Source organism: Rhizobium pisi, from assembly GCF_003938655.1.
Lineage (GTDB): Bacteria > Pseudomonadota > Alphaproteobacteria > Rhizobiales > Rhizobiaceae > Rhizobium > Rhizobium pisi.
This window is the reverse complement of sequence record NZ_RJJT01000004.1, coordinates 58,010-75,882: the sequence shown is the minus strand read 5'-3', so window position 1 is coordinate 75,882 and position 17,873 is coordinate 58,010. Positions and strand designations below refer to the sequence as shown.

The following is a 17,873-nucleotide window of genomic DNA, read 5'->3' as shown; positions in this document are numbered from 1 at the left end:
ACCCCTCAGGCAAAAAGAGAACGGATCCCGAACGCGGTTAACAAGGGACCTACGCGGGAAGTCCGCCGGCTGCATGGTGGTCAACACCCCCCGCAAACGCCATGCGATCTTCCGGGCGAACCGGACGCCGACCACGACGCTGGAATCAAGAAAGGGGCTCGAAAGCCCCTTTCTTATGTTCAGTCCGCCGAGATCTCAGCGGGTTTTGGCTTCAGCCAAGCCGGCTTCCTCAGCCCCGACCGGTTTTCAGTCGAAAGCATCGAGATGACGTTGGAGGGCTCAGCGTCAGCGTTCCCTGTCGAAACCGGACGCGCCAGGAACGCCGGCGGCTGGAAGTCCCGGACGGCAGCGCCATTGTCATCAGCCGGATCAAGGCTTGGCGACTCAACCCTTACCACGCCGCCAAGCGCCTCAAGGCCACTTCGCATGACTGCGTCTGCGGACTTCGGAGCGCCTGGGGCTTCAAGCGGCCATTCGGGTTTCTTCGTTCGCGACGTTGCCCAGTCGAGCAGCAGCAGGACGTCTTGGCGCAACCAAGTTTCAAGCCCTTTGGCTTCGGGCCACGACTCCCTGTTGCCGAGATGGTCCAACGTCTGGAAGACCTTGTACCAATGGCTCGCAGCAGAAAGCTCGCTTTCCGAGAGCTTGCGGACGTCGACGTCACCCGGCGCATCGAGAAGCAAAACATTGCCCAGGCTGCGCTTCGCCACTCGAGCCAAAGGCTCAAGCACCGGGACGAGTGTCGTTTTCTGCAGACGCTTGCCCTTGCTCTCAAGAGCACTGACAACTGCTGCGGCAAGCGCTGCGGCACTTTCGACGAAAGCGGCTAGGCCACTCTTCGTCTTGAGGTCGATCAGCGCCCGCAGACCGGCGAGACCGCCGATGTCGGCAAGTTCGGCGCCGGCTTCATCGTCAGAAGCCGTCTCCGAGCCGTCCGCAAGCAAAGTCTTCACCTCGCTGACGCGGATGCCGTCATGCTCCTCGGCAAAAGCCAACGCAGCCTCAACCTTCTCCTCCGGCGCGGACGCGAGATGGAAAAGGACTGTCGGGCTGATCGCAAGCTCGACTGCTCGCCCCCGATAAGTCTCGAGGTTTCGAGCAACAGCCCGGTAGTTCCGGGCTGTTTTCGAAGAGATGTCGCATCGCTGCGATACCCATTTTTCGAAAGTGCCCGGTTCTACGTGCTCGGAAGCCCGCTCCAGCAGGACGCCTAGTTCGAAGGCCTGGTCCGTGGAGCGGCGCCCCAGGGCCTGAATGCCGGCGGCTGCGGCTTCCAATGCCTTCTTGCTCTGCACGCCGATGTTGAGCGCGTCGTAGTCAAAGCGGGCTGGCGCCCGTTTTGTTGTCTTGTTCGTCATGTCAAAGATCCTTGCGGGTTGCAAAAGTACCAACCGCATTTGCGCAATTGATATAAGTATTATCGCACAGCGCGCAATAACAGACAATGTTTACCGCAAGTTGCTTCGAGATTTTGTTTTATGAAAATCAATTAATTTCTTCATGATATACTTTATATCACTTCTATAGCCTTGCTGAAAATTCTTTTTTACATGAAAATACTTAAGTAACGCACCCGCACCCTTCGGTTGCATCCCCTACGGTAAATGAGCCCGTTTTCGAGAGCCCGTCAACCTGGTACCAGATACGCAGTTTCATACAGAGTGACACTATGTCGAAGGCAGTGCTGACAACGAAACTCGTTCCGACCTACGACGATCTTCCGGAGCAACGGTATCATTTTCCGCGGGCCTATCTGCGTCAGGTCGAGGCCGCGAGGGGAGATTGGATCGTCTACTACGAGCCGCGGCGGCCAAGCGGCGACCTCATGAAGACGGGCGGCAGGCAGGCCTATTTCGCGACGGCCAGGATCGTTGACATCATCGAGGACCCGTCAAAGCCCGACCACTTCTATGCGCTGATCGACGACTTCCTGCCCTTCGATCACGCCGTCCCCTTCCAGGAGGCGGACCACTATTATGAGAGCGGGCTGCGAAAAGACGACGGCTCGACAAACAAGGGAGCGTTCGGTCGCGCTGTCCGAAACATTTCCGACGCCGAGTATGACCTGATCCTCGGCGCTGGCTTCGCGCATGTCCTCGGAAAGCGGGACCGCGAACGGCCGGCGCCGGATCCCGTCGAGGAGGCGCGCATTGGATTTGGAGACAATCCGCAGATGCCCTTCGAGATCGACAGCGTCGACCGACGGATCGTATCCCAGGTCGTGCAGCGCCCCTTCCGGGACCGAGCCTTCTCGGCGGCCATCAAGTCGGCCTATCACGACACCTGCGCCGTAACCGGGCTCAAGCTGATCAATGGTGGCGGGCGCTCGGAGGTCCAGGCAGCACACATCCGTCCGGTGGCAGATGGCGGGCCAGATAGTGTTCGGAATGGTATGGCCTTGTCCGGAACCGTGCACTGGATGTTCGACCGCGGCCTGATTTCGGTCGATAACGACTACAGCCTGCTGATCGCCGATAGCGGTGTGCCCGACACCATCACAAGGCTCATCAATCCAGAGAGGCGCCTGTTTGTCCCAGCACGCGCGGACGAGCGGCCGCATTCACAGTTTCTGCAATATCACCGCGAGAGGGTGTTCAAGGCATAAGGAAGCGGAATTAATTTCCGGGTTCGCATTCGGATTGTTGCATCCGGAGTGTAGCACCGTGATCAACCTTGCAATTTTGCGACGAGTGATGAATGTATCTCGTCCACAAGGGGATGTGGATGACCAAATCATGGATGGTGCGCGCTGAGCGAAACGGCCGTTTGTTCGACGCGTTTAAAGAGAAAGCTGTCGTCGCCATCGGTTGGCCTGCACTCGGTGATCTTTCACAGGCGAAGAGCCGCAAGGCCATAAGCGACGCGCTGGGGAAGGTCTATGCTGGAGCCAAACCACAGAGTCAGGCCATGGCCGCCGGCCAGCTCCATCGGTTTGTCAACGAGATGGCGCCCGGCGACATGGTGGTTACTTATGACCCATCGCGCCGGGTCTATCTTGTCGGCGAAATTTCCAGTGCCTACCGCCATGACACGTCTATAGACCCGGAAGATACCCAGGTCCGATCCGCGAGATGGCATGGCGAAGTCAGTCGGGATCTTCTGTCAGTCGAAAGCAGAAATAGCCTCGGGTCAATATCGACCCTCTTTCGGCTATCGAACGAAGTTGCAGCGGAGCTCAAGAAAGCTCTGTCTGGCAACATATCGCCGCCAACCGACATCACGGCGCCCATAGGCGAGGCTGCTGAAGACGATGTGTTCGAAAACATGGCGAGCCGCGCGCATGAGTTTATCAAAGACAAAGTCAACGCTCTATCATGGGAAGAGATGCAGGAACTCGTTGCTGGCCTTCTCCGCTCTCTCGGATACAAGACGCGAGTTTCAGAGGTTGGTCCCGATCGCGGCAAAGACATCGTCGCCTCGCCGGATGGTTTTGGGTTCGAGGCACCGCGCATTGTGGTCGAGGTAAAACATCGCAAGGGTGCCATGGGTGCGCCGGAAGTTCGCAGCTTCCTCGGTGGACGTCATCCTCAGGATAAAGGCCTCTATGTCAGCACCGGTGGGTTTACGCGCGAAGCTCGCTATGAGGCGGAACGGGCCAATATTCCCACCGCGCTGATGGATCTCGATGATCTGGTGAAAAGCCTTCTCGAGCAGTACGATAAGCTCGATCTTGAGACCCAGCAGCTTATTCCCCTGAAACGTATTTTCATTCCGGCATGGTCCTGACGGACTTCAGCCCTCAACGACAATAAGAAGCCTGATCCTTCATGATGAACCCCACGGAAATTGCCGACGCCCTTGATACCGTAGCCAAAGCCAAGTTCGATCCAGTCGAGTTCGGCTATTCCTTTGCCCAGGCAACGGACAATGCCCAGGCGACGGTCGCCAAGCTGAAGGCGGGCACGACCAATAAATCAGATATTCCGGGCGGCGTTCTGTTAAACGCCAAATTTCACTACGCCCCTGCACTTCCGGGCGCGGCGGCAGGCATGCTGGAGGCACTGCGTGCATCCAGGCGCTCGGCAAAAGCCAAGCCCGCGATCCTGATTGCCACCGATGGCGAGATGATCGCCGCCGAGCATCCGAAATCCGGTGAGACTCTGCATTGCGCCTTCGCCGAACTTGGCACACACTTTTCCTTCTTCCTGCCCGCTGCAGGCAAGGAGCGCTATCGGGCGGCCGAAGAAAACCCGGTCGATATCAAGGCCACCGGCAAGCTGGCGAAGCTCTACGATGCTCTCTTGAAGGCGAACCCGGACTGGGCGACGCCGGAGCGACGCCATGCCATGAACCTGTTCATGACACGGCTAATCTTCTGCCTGTTTTCCGAGGATGTCGGCGTCTTCAAGGAAGATCAGTTCTCGTTTGCCGTCTTCTCCTATGGCGGCAACAAGGGGGAGCATGCCCACGATGCGCTGGTGCAGGCATTTTCCGCCATGAACCTGCCGAAGGGCCAGCGGGAGGGATTGCCTGCCTGGACGGAGAAGTTTGAATACGTCAATGGCGGGCTATTTGCCGATGCCATCGAGGCGCCAGCATTCGATCCCATCTCTTTCCGCTATCTGCGCGACGCCGCAGAGCTGGACTGGAAGCTGATCAATCCGGATATTTTCGGCTCGATGATCCAGTCGATTGCGGATTCCAAGGCCCGCGCCGAACTCGGCATGCACTACACCTCGGTGCCGAACATCATGAAGGTGTTGGGGCCGCTGTTTCTGGATGATCTGGATGAGGCGCTGGACAAGGCCTGGGAGAAGCCCGCGGCGCTAAAAGTCCAGCTCCATCGCCTGTCAAGAATCCGGGTCTTCGATCCCGCCTGCGGATCCGGCAATTTTCTGGTCGTCGCCTACCGTCAGATGCGCGAGCGCGAAATCCGCATCCTGACGCGGCTCGGCGAGCTGGAGGACAATCCGCAAAATGTGATGTTCTCCTCGGTGAGCCTCAACCAATTTTACGGCATCGAACTGACGGACTTTGCAGCGGAAACGGCGAAGCTGGCATTGTTCATCGCCGAGTATCAGGCCAATGCGCGTTTTGCAGATGTGTTTGGGCGGATGCCAGCCCTGCTGCCATTGCGGGATGGCGGTCAGATCAAATGTGGCAACGCCCTTCGACTTAATTGGGCGGAGGTTTGTCCAGCTCCGGTAGGCGATGATGAGGTTTACATCGCTGGCAATCCCCCATTCCTCGGCGATAACTCAAGGACGGATGAGCAGAATGACGATATGGACTTCGTTCTATCTGAACATCTGGAAGCACATCGGCGGCTCGACTTTGTTGCATGCTGGGTATTCAAAGCCGCCAACTACATTCGAGGACGAGCAGCAAAATCAGCTCTGGTTTCGACTAATTCGATTTGCCAAGGGCAATCTGTCGGCGCTTTGTGGCCTCATTTGCTGACCGGGGGTGTCGAGATCGGATTCGCCCACACGTCCTTTAAATGGCGCAACAACGCTTCTGCAAATGCCGCCGTAATCTGCGTCATTGTCGGCCTTCGTAACACCAGCAAAGATAAGAAGCGGCTCTTTCAGGGAGAAATGGAAGCTGGCGTCGCCAACATCAACGCCTACCTATTGGATGCCCCAATCATCTATGTCCACGCAGAGAGCAGATCACTTTTTGAGTTGCCGTATATGGAATATGGCAACAAGCCGACTGACGGCGGGCACCTCATATTGAGCGGTGAAGAGCGGCATGCGCTACTCAGCGATTACCCAGAGGCGGGACAGTTCATCAAGAAGTTTATGGGATCTGATGAGGTCTGTAACGGCAGGTTACGATATTGCCTTTGGGTTCCTGATAGCTTGGCAGAAGACGCTGCCCGGTTCCCACCAATTCGAACGCGCTTCGAGCAAGTGGCAGCCTTCCGTTCTGCCAGCAAAGCTGCACAAACGAGGCCTGCTGCGGCCTACCCCCACAGGTTTCGCCAAGCGCAAAATTGGGCGAAGGAGCATGCGATTTTAATTCCCCGTGTAACTTCTGAACGCCGGCCATATTTGCCAGTGGATTTTGTGGGGGCAGACGTGATTTCGTCAGATCTGAACAACGTACTTTATGATGCCCCGGATTGGTGCATCGCTCTGATCGCTTCCCGTCTGCACCTTGTTTGGATTGCGACCGTTTGCGGCAAGCTAAAGTCGGACTTCCGCTATTCCAACACCCTAGGCTGGAACACCTTTCCAGTCCCAAAATTTACCGCCGACCAACTTGAACAGCTTTCTGCCTCCGCACGCCGCATCTTGAAGACGCGCTATCAGCATTATCCCGAAACCATTGCTGAACTTTACGATCCAGACGATATGCCGGACGACCTGCGCGCGGTTCACCGAGAGAATGATGAATTGCTGGAGTGTATGTATGTTGGCCGCCCCTTCCGTAACGACACCGAGCGGCTGGAAAAGCTGTTCAAGCTGTATGCGGCGCGGGTGAAGCAGGGGACGAAGTAAATGGTGGAGATGGTCAATGTACGATATGCCGGCACAGGGCAATCCAAGGCCACCAACGCGCTGGGCCAGCGGCCCATGCAGGCGCGCGCCTATGCCGCCCGTAGCGCACAGTTTCTGCTGCTGAAGGCGCCGCCTGCCGCTGGCAAGAGCCGTGCGCTGATGTATGTTGCGCTGGACAAGCTGAACCAGCAAGGTCTCGCCAAGACCATTGTCTGCGTGCCGGAAACCTCGATTGGCGCTTCGTTTCGTTCCACGGATCTGAAAAGCTATGGTTTCGATGTCAACTGGGAGGTGGAAGAACGCTGGAACCTCTGCCTGTCCGGCACCGAAGAGGGCTCGACGCCGCAGAAGGTGAAGGCCTTTTCGGACTTCATACAGTCAGACGACCGCGTGCTGGTTTGTACCCACGCCACGTTCCGTTTCGGCTTTGAGGCTGTGGAGGCAGCACACGGCATTCAGGCCTTCGACAACGTTTTCATCGCCATTGACGAGTTCCACCATGTTTCAGCAGCCGACAACAACCGGCTAGGCGAAATCCTGCGGCGGATTGTGACGCGCGGCCAGAGCCATGTGATGGCTATGACCGGCTCCTATTTCCGTGGCGACGCCGTGCCCGTGCTACGCCCGGAAGACGAGGCGCGTTTCACCACCATCACCTACTCCTATTACGAGCAGCTTGAGGGCTATGAGTATCTCAAGGCACTCGGCGTCAATTATAGCTTCTATCGCGGCCGATATCTCAACGGAATTCCCGATGTGCTCGACACGACGCTGAAGACCATCATCCACATTCCCCATCGCGGTTCGGCAGAAGCCTACGGTGATAAGTTCGGGGAGGTCGGAGACATCCAGTCCATTATCGGCAAACACATAGGCGTGGAAGACGGGACGGGCTTTGACCTCATTCAGACATCTGACGGTCGAATCCTGAAAATCGCCGATCTGGTAAATGATGGCCCGGAACGCGAAGGCGTGAAGGCTGCGCTTTCGCGGGAGATGAGAGGCCCGGATGGCAGGCGTGACGATGCAGCCGACCGCGCCAAGGTGGACATCATCATCGCCCTGGGCATGGCGAAGGAAGGCTTCGACTGGGTTTGGTGTGAGCACGCGCTGACCATCGGCTATCGGGCGTCGCTCACGGAAATCGTTCAGATCATCGGCCGGGCCACGCGCGATGCGCCCGGCAAGCCGAAAGCCATCTTCACCAATCTGGTGGCTGAACCAGGCGTGGAAACGGCTGCGGTCAAGGATGCCGTCAATGACATGCTGAAGGCCATTTCCGGCTCGCTGCTGATGGAGCAGGTGCTGGCCCCAAACTTCAAATTCTACCGCCGGGAAGATGGCGATATACGGGAGCCGATCACCGATGACGGTCAGGGCAATATCACCATTGGCATCAAAGGTCTGATGGAGCCCCCGACGAACCGGGCACGCGAGATCTGCGAAAATGACATGGCCGATCTGATGGCAACGGCTTGCCAGGCGGTCGATGCACGGATCGTCTCTCCGGACACGGCCCCGGAAGTGGCAACCCAGATGTTGCTGACGGACATTATTGAACACCGCTACGAAAATTTGAGCGGCGACGAGACCGAGGCAATCCGCCAGAACCTTGCCGCCCGTATGAACCTGCTGACACTGGCACGCCAGGAAGCCGAGCGCGGTTTTCAGGATGCCGGCACGCCGTTCATCGGCGCCGATCACGCTGACGGCGTACAGGGAACCGGCGTCGGGGCCAGCCAGCCAGATGCAGAGGGTGCAGATGACGACATGAGAGCGGCACCAAACACGCTGCTCGCCATGGTCCGCCGTTTCATTAATGTTCGCGAACTCGACATCGACCTCATCGACAGTGTCAACGCTTTCCAGGAGTGTTTCGAAGTGGCATCACGCAGCTTCGACGCCCCGCTCCTGTCTCAGGTTCAATCTGCCATGGTCGCCATGCGCATTCAGATGACCGAAGAAGAGGCCCGAACCCTCTGGCCACGGATCAAGCGGTTCCGGGCGCAGGAAGGGCGTGAGCCGAATGTGCATGCGTCCGATCCGCTGGAGAAACGGATGGCCGAAGCCTTAGCCTGGTTGAAGAACCGCAAAGCCCAGGTGATGCGCGAGGCAACGCCCTGATGCCAAGACCGACACTGGACGAGATCTTCTCCGAGCCGGATGAATTCGGCCTACTCACAGTGAAGCTTAAGCCAAGGGCTGCGTCGCCGAACAGCGGTGGCGTTTCAATCCTAACCGATGTGACGCGCTTTTACGAACAACATGGGCGTCTGCCAGATCCGAGTGCCCACAGTCACGAAGAAATGCGGCTCGGCACGATTTGGGAAAGCCTCGTCAAATCGCCAAGCGATGAGCTACGTCAAGCCGACAGACTTGGGCTCCTGAAGATCGAAGAGCAAAAAGTTGCGCTCTCATGGCGGGACGAGGTGAACGATGATGATATCCCGGACTCGCTCGATGACATCTTCTCAGACGACGGCCTCGATGTGCAGCCGGAGCTTGTTCAACTCAAGCATGTGACGCCAGCGGCGGAAAGACAGGTGCCGGATCACCGGGCTGATTTCGTTCCCTGCAAGGATTTCGATCAGTTCGCCAGCCTGTTCGAGACCATGCAGCAGGCCCTGGACGGCGGCGCACGAGAAGCAACCCTGATCGAGAAATGGGCGGTTATCGAACCGTTGGAAGGGGATTTTTTCATTCGCAGCGGCCTTTTGGCCTATATTGCGGAAAAAAGCGAAAGCACCCAGCGCGGCGGCGCCCGCGATCATCGCCTCCGCGTGATCTTCTCCAACGGCACCGAGAGCGACCCCCTGATGTCGTCGTTCCGTAAGTCGTTGAACGATGACAAGACGGCGCGCGTGATCCAGCGCCTGGGTCTTGGTCCTCTTGATCCGGATTGGGAAACTGACAAGGTGTCGCTGTCCGGAACCATCTACGTGGCACGCAGCCTCTCGGAAGACCCAGCCATCAAACCGCAGCGTGAAATTCTCTACAAGATCGGCGTGACATCACAGGATGTCCGGCGTCGCGTGGCCGATGCTCGGAACGATCCCACCTTCCTTCTCGCGCCTGTGGAAATCGTGGCGACCTACGAACTGCAGAATCTGTCACGCTCGAAGGTCGAAAACTTGCTCCACCGCTTCTTCGATGTCGCGCGACCGGGCGAGCTATTTATCATTGATCGCTTCTCCAAGAGAATCCGACCGCGCGAGTGGTTCTATGTGCTGCCGGAGCACGTTGGCCAGGCAGCACAACTTATCAGAGTCGGGCAGCTACACCTCTATCGATATGACCGCGACACGCAGAAGATAGTGAGAAGATAGGACTGGGAGCGGAAATAATTTCCTATGATGGGATGTTCGACGCCAGTGTAGCTAGTACAAGCGGACGACATTCATCAGCTTGAAAAGATGCTCAGCTTAGGCTGCCCGGCGGGGACCGAGCCGCTATCCGGCTGCGCAGCCAGAAGTAAAAAGGTCCAGGCCCGCGTCGAGCTTCGCGGCGTGGACGACTTGCTTCGTCTCATTCTCCGGATGGCAGCTTTGGAGGTAACATTAGCCGCTGCGTTATCCATTTCAACAAAGTAATCCGATTGTTATCTGGACAATCCCCGCATTTAGCGGGAAATAAAAACAACCGGTGCGATTGCATCGCACAGTATTTCAGGCACATCGGGCCGCTGGTGCAAATCGCCGACCAAGCTCTGGTGAAATTGTGGGTAGGGGCATGGGGAATCTCGGTAGTTTGTGCTGGAACTGGCTAGTGAGGCTGGTGGCATTTTGGGTGTTGGCGATCGGGGTTGTCTTCGCGCTAAGCTTTGTATTGCCGCCGCTCGATGTCGGTTTGATCATCGAACGCGTTGGTAACGGTTTGGCGTTGCTGAGTGGTCAGGTTGGTGCGCAGGAAGCAAAAGCTGCGCTGGACGCATTGAGCCGGACGGATTTCATCTTCAGTCTTGCGTCCCTTATTTTCGCGGTGGCCGTTTCCTTGATGGTGACTTTCGGCCTACTCCATGTCGCCGCGATCATCGGGGCGCTCTACAATCTTCGCCGCGTTGTCTCGCGGCAGAAAACACGGGCTGATTTTGCCAACGAATACGATCAGTCGATCTATCATCACTTGGAAGGCAGTAAGCTGCTAGGTCATGCCTGGCGTGAATTCGATGAAACCCTGATAAAGCCGTCAGTCGGTGAGCCACCGCTCATCAAGAACACTGTGCGCCCTCAGAGCTTCATCCATTTCGGCGCCATTCGGGACCGTTTTTTTGGCCTGAAGATGATGGCGAGCATTCCCGGCTATTTTGTTGCCGTGGGCTTGCTGCTGACATTCGCGGGGATCGTCTTGGCACTCTACAAAGCGGGAAGCGCTTCCAGTGCAGGCAATGTGGACGAGATGCAGGTGGCCATGACCGAGCTACTGCAGATCGCATCCTTCAAGTTCACCACTTCCATAGCCGGGCTTGGCTGCTCGCTTCTTTTATCCATCGTCTTCAGGGTCTACACGATCTGGCTTGAGGCCAGCGTGCACAAATTTTGTGAGGCGGCGGAGACCCGGCTCAAATATGTCCCACCGCAATCGGTTGCCATCGAGATCGCCGAAGCGGCCAAGGAACAGCGGGATCAACTGAAGGAAATCAACAGCGACAAGTTCTTTGCGCAGATGGGCCGTCAACTTGAGCCGCAGATCCAGTCGGCCTTTGCGTCCGCAATGGCGCCGATCAATGACAGTATCACCGGTGTCCTCGGCAAGATTACAGAGAACAGCCAGAGCGGCATCAACAACATGCTCGAGCAGTTCTCGTCAAGCGTCCAAGGCAGCGCCGGCACGGAATTGCGTCAGCTTGCCGAAACGCTGGGCGCCATGCAGGCGACACTTGCCGATATGCAAACCGGCGTGCGGGGCTCTGGGGAGGATTTTGCGCGCCGTATGAGCGATGCGGCGGAAAACCTCAACCGCCTGGTCAGCGACGCCGCCCGCTCGATGGACGACGGCGCCAACCGCAACCGCGATGGGCTTGCGGAGATACTCGCTGCCATGAAGGCCACATTCGACAAGGCGAGCGAGCAGGTCGACACGGAGCTTGGGCGCGCCGCGGGCGGCGCTTCGGAGCGGATCGAGGCTGCCATGGGCCGGGTGATGGAGAAGCTGGAGAGCCAGGTCACTACGCTGACCGGCAGTATGCTATCCCTCGACGGCGATCTGCGGGATGGCGTGACGAAGACGCAGGAGCAAATCAGGACTGCCCAGGAAAGTGCCGTCACTATCGTCAGCGCAGTTGCAGCGGGGGCCGCCGAGGCTATCAAGACAGGCCTTGCCGAGGCAATTGCCACTATCCGTCAGGAAATAGACCGCTTCGAAAGTGCATTGCGCGGATCCAATTCAGCACTTTCTTCACAGGCTAGTGCCCTTGGCGAAGCGACGTCACAAACGCGCATTGTCTCCGATGCGTTTTCAAAGACTGCAACCGATATTCGCTCCGCATCTGCACCGTTGCTGCAGTCTGGCGAGACGATCGCTTCGGCAACGTCGAGCTTCGAAAATTCGCTTCGCTTGGCAGTCGAGGCACTCGCTGCAAGCCAGGCAGCGTCACAGCAACTGAACGGATCCCTGCGTGAGCAATCGGAGAGCATGGCCGCGATCTGGAGCAATTATGAAGCACGGTTCGCCCGAATCGACGAAGCGCTGGCGAAATCGGTCAGCGACCTCGCAACCGCAACGGAGCAGCAGGGCGACACGTTGAGCCGCTATGCGACCGACATCGATCGCGGGCTCGCTAATGCGGTCAATACGCTGTCCTCGTCAGTCAAGGAAATGAGCGATTCCTTCGACGAATTCTCCGGCTCGATCTCAGACCTGCGATCGGCTGTCCGGCCTGCGGCGGAGTAGGTGAGCCATGCTAGCATTTGACGATGCCGCCGGTAGACCGGCGGTCGAAGAGGAAGAGGAAAACTACTTCGTGTCGATGACCGACATGATGGTCGGCATCCTTTTCATCTTCATCATCATGTTGATGGTTTTCGCGCTGCAGTTTCAGAAGCAGACCGACGAATCCGAACAGCAAGCCGATAAATCGAAGGTCCAGATCGAAGAAGTCCTCGAGAAGGTCAGGCAGGTAAGCGAGCAGCTCCATAGCTTGCGATCCGAGATCAACGAAGAACTCGAGGATCTGAGCCAGTCGCAGCGAGAGCGGACTGCCTTGCTGAACGATCTTGAGCGAGAGCTGAAAGCTACGGGCCTCGACGTTCAGATCGATCGCGAAAACGGCGTTCTGCGCCTGACGGAAAACGCAATTCGCTTTGCCACCGACAAGTCAAACTTGAGTGCCCAGGCTGCCGACAATGTTCGAAAGCTCGCCGCTGTGCTGGCGCGGGTGTTGCCGCGATACACAAGTTGCGTCGTTTCAAGCAGTGCCACGGATTGCAAACAGCTTGCGCCTGGCGCCGCTATCGACACCGTTTTCATTGAGGGGCACACAGACAGACAGGGATCGGAGACCGCGGCCGGCGATAGCCGGAATTGGCAGCTATCGACCGAACGGGCTGTCGAGACCTACCGAACGCTGACTGCCTTCGAGCCATCGCTGAGAGCACTTCGAAACCCGGAGAAGAAAGAAATTCTCTCCGTTTCAGGCTATTCTTCGACGCGCCCTATACCGGGAACGGAAATGCCCGCGCAAGCCGCCGAAAATGCCCAGCAGGCCTGGGAAAAGAACCGGCGTATCGACATGCGCTTCGTGATGCAGGTTGATCCTTCCGATCGACTAAAAGATGTACTGCGGCTCACTGACGACATGGAAGGACAGATTGAGAAACTGCAGGAAGCGGCGACACTCAGATGATTGGGCTCTTCCGCGAAGCTTGCACAGGCATGTCAGCCCGCGCGTCCGGGCTGACCGGTCATGATGTGATACCCAAATACACTTACGTGCATGAAGCAGCGCGATCAATTGGCGCAACTGGCGCTGTTGATGGCGCAAGACATGACGTGGCTTCGATCAACGAAATCGCCGCGCGACTGCTGCCGATGTTGCTGGCGGACGATGCTTTGTCGACAAAGGAATACCGGGACGCCATCTGGTGTCTCTGGGAGGCCAAGACGCCACTAGCCGACCACCCGGCGGTCCTGAGGCGAATTGTCGAGGAGGTGGATCGCAGCGACAAGCGCAAGCTGTTTCGGACACTCGCGGCTGTATATTTGATACAGTTTCGCTCAGACAGGCCAGGACTTGAGCTCGCTAGCTCCATCTTACAACGAGGCAGTCTCCGTTGGGGCGAGCCGTTCGCGTCATATCAAAACGACTATGCACTTTACGATCCGGTCCTTGGCCCCAAGAATATCGCAGCCTTGGCGTTGCGGCAGGCTATGTCGCCCTCCGACGCGATGCGATCTCTCGGGTTCGGTGCGCTCGACGCGCAGTCCGGCTTCACGGAGGCGATCACCCGAAACCTTTTGGTGCAACTCGGCGACGGGGCTGAGCCCGACCATATGAGGCGCCTGGATATGGTCAGATCATACGCGCTCGACAGCCGGAACGAGCTTGTCTTCAAGGGACTTGATCTGGAGATAGCCGAAGCGTTGATCAAACCGTTTCTCGGCAAGTCGCCCGAGAAGGCGATAAAAGATATCTTCCTGAATTTCATTGTCTCGATTTTCAAAGATCCGCGAACCTATCCCGGCCGCTGGGAACGCTTCCCGCAAATCAAGGCATTGATCGTCTCGTGGCTCACGGAGCAATCGCTTCGGCAGTTTCTTGATATTGTGGGGCTCACCGTAAAGGATCCGAACGACGCTCAGATGTGGCGATATCGACGTGCGTTCTGGGAAGCCGCGCACCGGAAAGGTATCATTAGGGGCGCGTGGGTGGTCTTCGCGGAGGATGGCGCTCGATTGGCGCGTAGTCGTTTTGGCAAGAATGTGGACTTTGCCACATTTGTCAGTGCTGGCTCCAAACAAATCCAGCGCACACACGCAGTGCTTCTCCTTGAGGTTGGTCAAGGAATTGTCGCCGACTGGAGCCATAATGGCAAGGTGAACATCTGGTCCGATGCGTCCGAGCGAGGCGCACCAAAGCTCTATCAGAGAAGCTATAGTTCGGACGATGTGACAATTTCAAAAGACGATATCGAAACCTCGCGCTATCTTGTTAAAACGCATAGCTCACCCAAAACCTACAGCTGGCAGCGTGTCGTCGCCGAACGAATTTACCGGATGACGAATACGAGGTTGCAGCCCAGTGACTACCAATAGGGATCGATCATGAGCTTCAGGTGCATCCCGCAGCATAACGGCGCTCTCATCGAGTTCGAGCAGCGAGGCCTGCTCGGCAAGAAAGCAATTCCCTATCAGCAGTGGGGCGACAAGGCTGCCGCTGCAGATCACGGCTTCCGCTTTCTATCGCATGCCGTCGCAGCCGGTGACCTCGTTCCTTCAGGTGATAGTGTCTTCGCAAAGCCGGAATTCATCTTGTCTTTGTCGGCAACGCAGGCCGATATGCTGCGCGTGCCCAAACTGGTCGGTCTTTCGGTCAGCCTTTCCATGCGCGGTCGGATCGACAACTCCGATAGCACCCTCCTTCTGAACTGGCAGGACCGGAACTCGCGGGCCATCACCCCGGACTTTCACGGCCCCTTCCTCCGCGTGGGTGGCGACTGGGCACGATTGTCTCGCCCGCTCTACGACATCCACATCGCTGCCCGCGACTACAACAATTCCGCCGGCCAACCCTTCGCCGAGCGCCTTCCTTTCTGGCAGCAGGTTCAGGATAAGTTGAAGGCTCATCTTGGCAGCGACGTGCAGGCCGACAAGTTTGTGGGTTCTCTGACGATTTATCAGGCCGGCGCATTCGGCCTTGAGGTCCGCGAAACCGCTCAGGGAACCGATTTCCTGCCGGTGCTGATGTCGCGCACGATCGAGCCTGAGCTTGGCGAGGTCGACGATGGCAATGATGCGCCGGAAACCGATGGCGACGATGCCTTGGCTTGGGCTTCGGACACCGAAAAGCGCAGCAACGATGCCGATGCGCTACTGCCGCCAATCCTCCAAGACACATTTTACGAACAGGCGCTCTCCCGGCCCGGCAAGACCGAAGCGGCTTATGTGGTTGCCCGCAATACCTACCTTCTGCTGGAGCCAACGCTGCGCACCGCCCTTGACGTGGTCAAGAAGATGCGTGGAGCATCGCCCGAGGCCCGCAGAGAATTCCTGAAGAACCCGCGCACCCGTATCGCAGCGGCGCTGGGCGACGACGGCGACGTGCTCGCCTCCAGCCTGTTCGTCGAGACGGCGCAATATTCCGATCGGATCGAAGGCCTGGGCCTGTGGCAAAAACCAAGCCTGCCCTGGATCAAGAAAAAGTCCAACCAGTGGCTGCCGGAAAACTTCGTCGTTCGGATTGGCAGCAAGACGCTCAATGCCACTCCGGACAAGATCGAGGAGCTGCAAGTTCTCTGTGACCAGGCGGAGCAGGACCGCTCCGAGGAGATCAATTTCGAGCAGGAGCTTTATCCAACCACAGATGTTCGAACGATGCTCACGAGGCTCGATGAAGACGGCGTGTCCTATTCCGGCGAGCCGCAGGGTGACAGGGCGCCTCGCGAGGATTCGGACAATGACGTCCTGATCATCAGGCAAAACCTGGAGGAGCTCGTCTTCCAGTCCAGACTGACGAAACGAAGCAGGCTCATCCCCGGCGGCTTTCCAACGCAGAGCATAAACGGCACACAGCCTAAGCAGCATCAGCTCCAGGGTTTCGACTGGCTTTGCAATTGCTGGACGCAAGGTTGGCCCGGTGCGCTGCTCGCCGACGACATGGGGCTTGGCAAAACATTTCAGGCGCTCGCGTTTCTTGCTTGGATCAGGGACAACATGGCGGCGAGGCGCGGCGCCTATCGGGCGCTGCAGGGCCCCATCCTGATCGTTGCTCCGACGTCCCTTCTCGACAACTGGAAAAAAGAGGCGGGCATCCATCTCAAGCCGGGCAGGCTTGGTTCCTGTGCGGAGGCATTCGGCTCTGGTCTGAAGGCACTTAAGACTCGCAAAAGCGCCGGATGGACCGAGGAGGACGCGCTGGATGTCGATTATATGCGACAGGCCGACTGGATCCTCACGACTTATGAGACACTTGCCCTTTATCACCGCAGCTTTGCGCGAATCGCCTATTCGATCGCAATCTTAGACGAGATGCAGAAAGTGAAGTCGCCGGATTCGATCAACAGCCACACCGCCAAGACGATGAACATCGATTTCGTTCTGGGCATGACTGGAACGCCGATCGAAAACCGGCTGGAGGATCTATGGTGCATCATGGATCGGATCGCGCCCGGCTATCTGGGTGACCTTAAGACCTTTTCCAGCACGTATGGCGATGAAGATCCGCAGGCCCTTGCCGAGCTAAAGGCAAAGATGGATCGGCCTCAGGGCAATGCGCCCGCCATCATGTTGCGGCGTATGAAGGATGACGTCGCAAAGGATCTGCCAGCCAAGCATATCATGCCATACTCGGTCGCGATGCCGGCGAGCCAGGCAAAGGCATATGATGAAGCCGTCGCAGCGGCACGGGCGGGATCGAAAAGCCGCAAGAGCATGCTGGAAACCCTCCATCTGCTCCGCGGAATATCGTTGCATCCTGATCGCGTAGGCGAGGCCAATGCTTATGATGCAGCTTGGCGCATGTCATGGATCAACGGTTCTGCTCGGGTGCAGAAGGCCATCACTCTTCTTGAGGACATCCGCGGCCGGTCGGAGAAGGCGCTTGTGTTTCTTGAGGACCGAGCCATGCAGCAGACGTTTGCAGCAGCGATCGCGGAGCATCTGAATCTGTCGGCACGACCACCCATCATCAATGGGACGATGGTCGGCCGACAGCGCCAGGAGATCGTCGATGCCTTCCAAAAGGCCCCGACAGGTTTCGATCTCCTCATCCTCTCGCCGAAAGCCGCGGGGATCGGCCTCACGATCACGGCGGCCAATCATGTGATCCACCTCAGCCGATGGTGGAATCCGGCGGTCGAGGATCAATGCAACGACCGCGCCTTTCGCATCGGTCAAACCAAAGATGTTACCATTCATCTGCCCATGGCGATCCACCCCACCCATGGAGCGGGATCGTTCGACCAGAAACTGCACGATTTACTAGAGCGCAAGCGATCATTGTCGCGAGACATGCTGGCACCGCCGACTTCGGAACGAGATGTCGATGGCCTGTTTGCGGAGGTGGTTGGGTGAGAATGGAGATACCTGTTCCATCCGTGAAAGACTTCGCGTGGCCATTGGGCGCAAGCTTGCCGGGAGGCCAATGGACAGCCTAGCGGCTTGTGACCGCCTCGCGAATTCGCCAGTAAAACGGAGATTATTGCCGCTCCCCGTGCCGCTAAATGGTGCTCAAAGCCCTCGCGACGGTGCGATGATGCCACAACGCACAATTTC

General features: G+C 57.7%; 10 protein-coding genes. 9 read left to right on the top strand and 1 reads right to left on the bottom strand.

Annotated elements, in window-relative coordinates; genetic code table 11:
• Positions 1-179: 179 nt before the first annotated feature.
• On the bottom strand, positions 180-1,358 hold the full coding sequence (locus EFD55_RS06700; protein WP_125843833.1) for a hypothetical protein: 1,179 nt from the start codon (positions 1,356-1,358) through the stop codon (positions 180-182).
• Positions 1,359-1,669: 311 nt separating this feature from the next.
• Here EFD55_RS06700 and EFD55_RS06695 point away from each other — a divergent pair, with 311 nt between their 5' ends.
• The 9 genes from EFD55_RS06695 to EFD55_RS06655 all read left to right on the top strand — a co-directional run bounded on the left by EFD55_RS06695 (position 1,670) and on the right by EFD55_RS06655 (position 17,672).
• Positions 1,670-2,605: an HNH endonuclease gene (locus EFD55_RS06695; protein WP_125843832.1), complete on the top strand. Its 936-nt coding sequence runs from the start codon at positions 1,670-1,672 to the stop codon at positions 2,603-2,605.
• A 92-nt stretch (positions 2,606-2,697) separates the two neighbouring features.
• Positions 2,698-3,726 (top strand): restriction endonuclease, encoded by a 1,029-nt coding sequence (locus tag EFD55_RS06690; protein WP_245438409.1) that lies wholly within the window; start codon positions 2,698-2,700, stop codon positions 3,724-3,726.
• A gap of 41 nt (positions 3,727-3,767) precedes the next feature.
• Positions 3,768-6,446, top strand: coding sequence for a class I SAM-dependent DNA methyltransferase (locus EFD55_RS06685; RefSeq protein WP_125843831.1), 2,679 nt, complete (start codon positions 3,768-3,770; stop codon positions 6,444-6,446).
• Entirely contained in the window at positions 6,447-8,570 is a 2,124-nt protein-coding gene (locus tag EFD55_RS06680) for a DEAD/DEAH box helicase (protein WP_125843830.1), read from the top strand. It begins immediately after the preceding gene.
• Complete coding sequence (locus EFD55_RS06675; protein WP_125843829.1) at positions 8,570-9,772, top strand: GIY-YIG nuclease family protein; 1,203 nt, start codon at positions 8,570-8,572, stop codon at positions 9,770-9,772. Before EFD55_RS06680 ends, EFD55_RS06675 begins: the two co-directional genes overlap by 1 nt.
• A 403-nt stretch (positions 9,773-10,175) precedes the next feature.
• Positions 10,176-12,335 carry an anti-phage ZorAB system protein ZorA gene (zorA, locus tag EFD55_RS06670; protein ID WP_125843828.1) on the top strand — a complete coding sequence of 720 codons (2,160 nt, stop codon included), beginning with the start codon at positions 10,176-10,178 and terminating at the stop codon, positions 12,333-12,335.
• A 70-nt stretch (positions 12,336-12,405) separates the two neighbouring features.
• Positions 12,406-13,287 carry an OmpA family protein gene (locus EFD55_RS06665; RefSeq protein WP_125843827.1) on the top strand — a complete coding sequence of 294 codons (882 nt, stop codon included), beginning with the start codon at positions 12,406-12,408 and terminating at the stop codon, positions 13,285-13,287.
• A complete protein-coding gene (locus EFD55_RS06660; RefSeq protein ID WP_125843826.1) occupies positions 13,284-14,696 on the top strand; it encodes an EH signature domain-containing protein in 1,413 nt (470 codons plus the stop codon). The genes EFD55_RS06665 and EFD55_RS06660 overlap by 4 nt, the downstream gene beginning before the upstream one ends.
• Before the next feature lie 243 nt (positions 14,697-14,939).
• Positions 14,940-17,672 (top strand): DEAD/DEAH box helicase, encoded by a 2,733-nt coding sequence (locus EFD55_RS06655; RefSeq protein ID WP_167493241.1) that lies wholly within the window; start codon positions 14,940-14,942, stop codon positions 17,670-17,672.
• Positions 17,673-17,873 lie beyond the last annotated feature (201 nt).

Excerpts from the sequence above, each read along its gene's own strand:
- EFD55_RS06700 (WP_125843833.1), bottom strand. The coding sequence starts at position 1,358 with ATGACGAACAAGACAACAAAACGGGCGCCAGCCCGCTTTGACTACGAC.
- EFD55_RS06695 (WP_125843832.1), top strand. The coding sequence starts at position 1,670 with ATGTCGAAGGCAGTGCTGACAACGAAACTCGTTCCGACCTACGACGAT.
- EFD55_RS06690 (WP_245438409.1), top strand. The coding sequence starts at position 2,698 with ATGTATCTCGTCCACAAGGGGATGTGGATGACCAAATCATGGATGGTG.
- EFD55_RS06685 (WP_125843831.1), top strand. The coding sequence starts at position 3,768 with ATGATGAACCCCACGGAAATTGCCGACGCCCTTGATACCGTAGCCAAA.
- EFD55_RS06680 (WP_125843830.1), top strand. The coding sequence starts at position 6,447 with ATGGTGGAGATGGTCAATGTACGATATGCCGGCACAGGGCAATCCAAG.
- EFD55_RS06675 (WP_125843829.1), top strand. The coding sequence starts at position 8,570 with ATGCCAAGACCGACACTGGACGAGATCTTCTCCGAGCCGGATGAATTC.
- zorA (WP_125843828.1), top strand. The coding sequence starts at position 10,176 with ATGGGGAATCTCGGTAGTTTGTGCTGGAACTGGCTAGTGAGGCTGGTG.
- EFD55_RS06660 (WP_125843826.1), top strand. The coding sequence starts at position 13,284 with ATGATTGGGCTCTTCCGCGAAGCTTGCACAGGCATGTCAGCCCGCGCG.
- EFD55_RS06655 (WP_167493241.1), top strand. The coding sequence starts at position 14,940 with ATGCTGCGCGTGCCCAAACTGGTCGGTCTTTCGGTCAGCCTTTCCATG.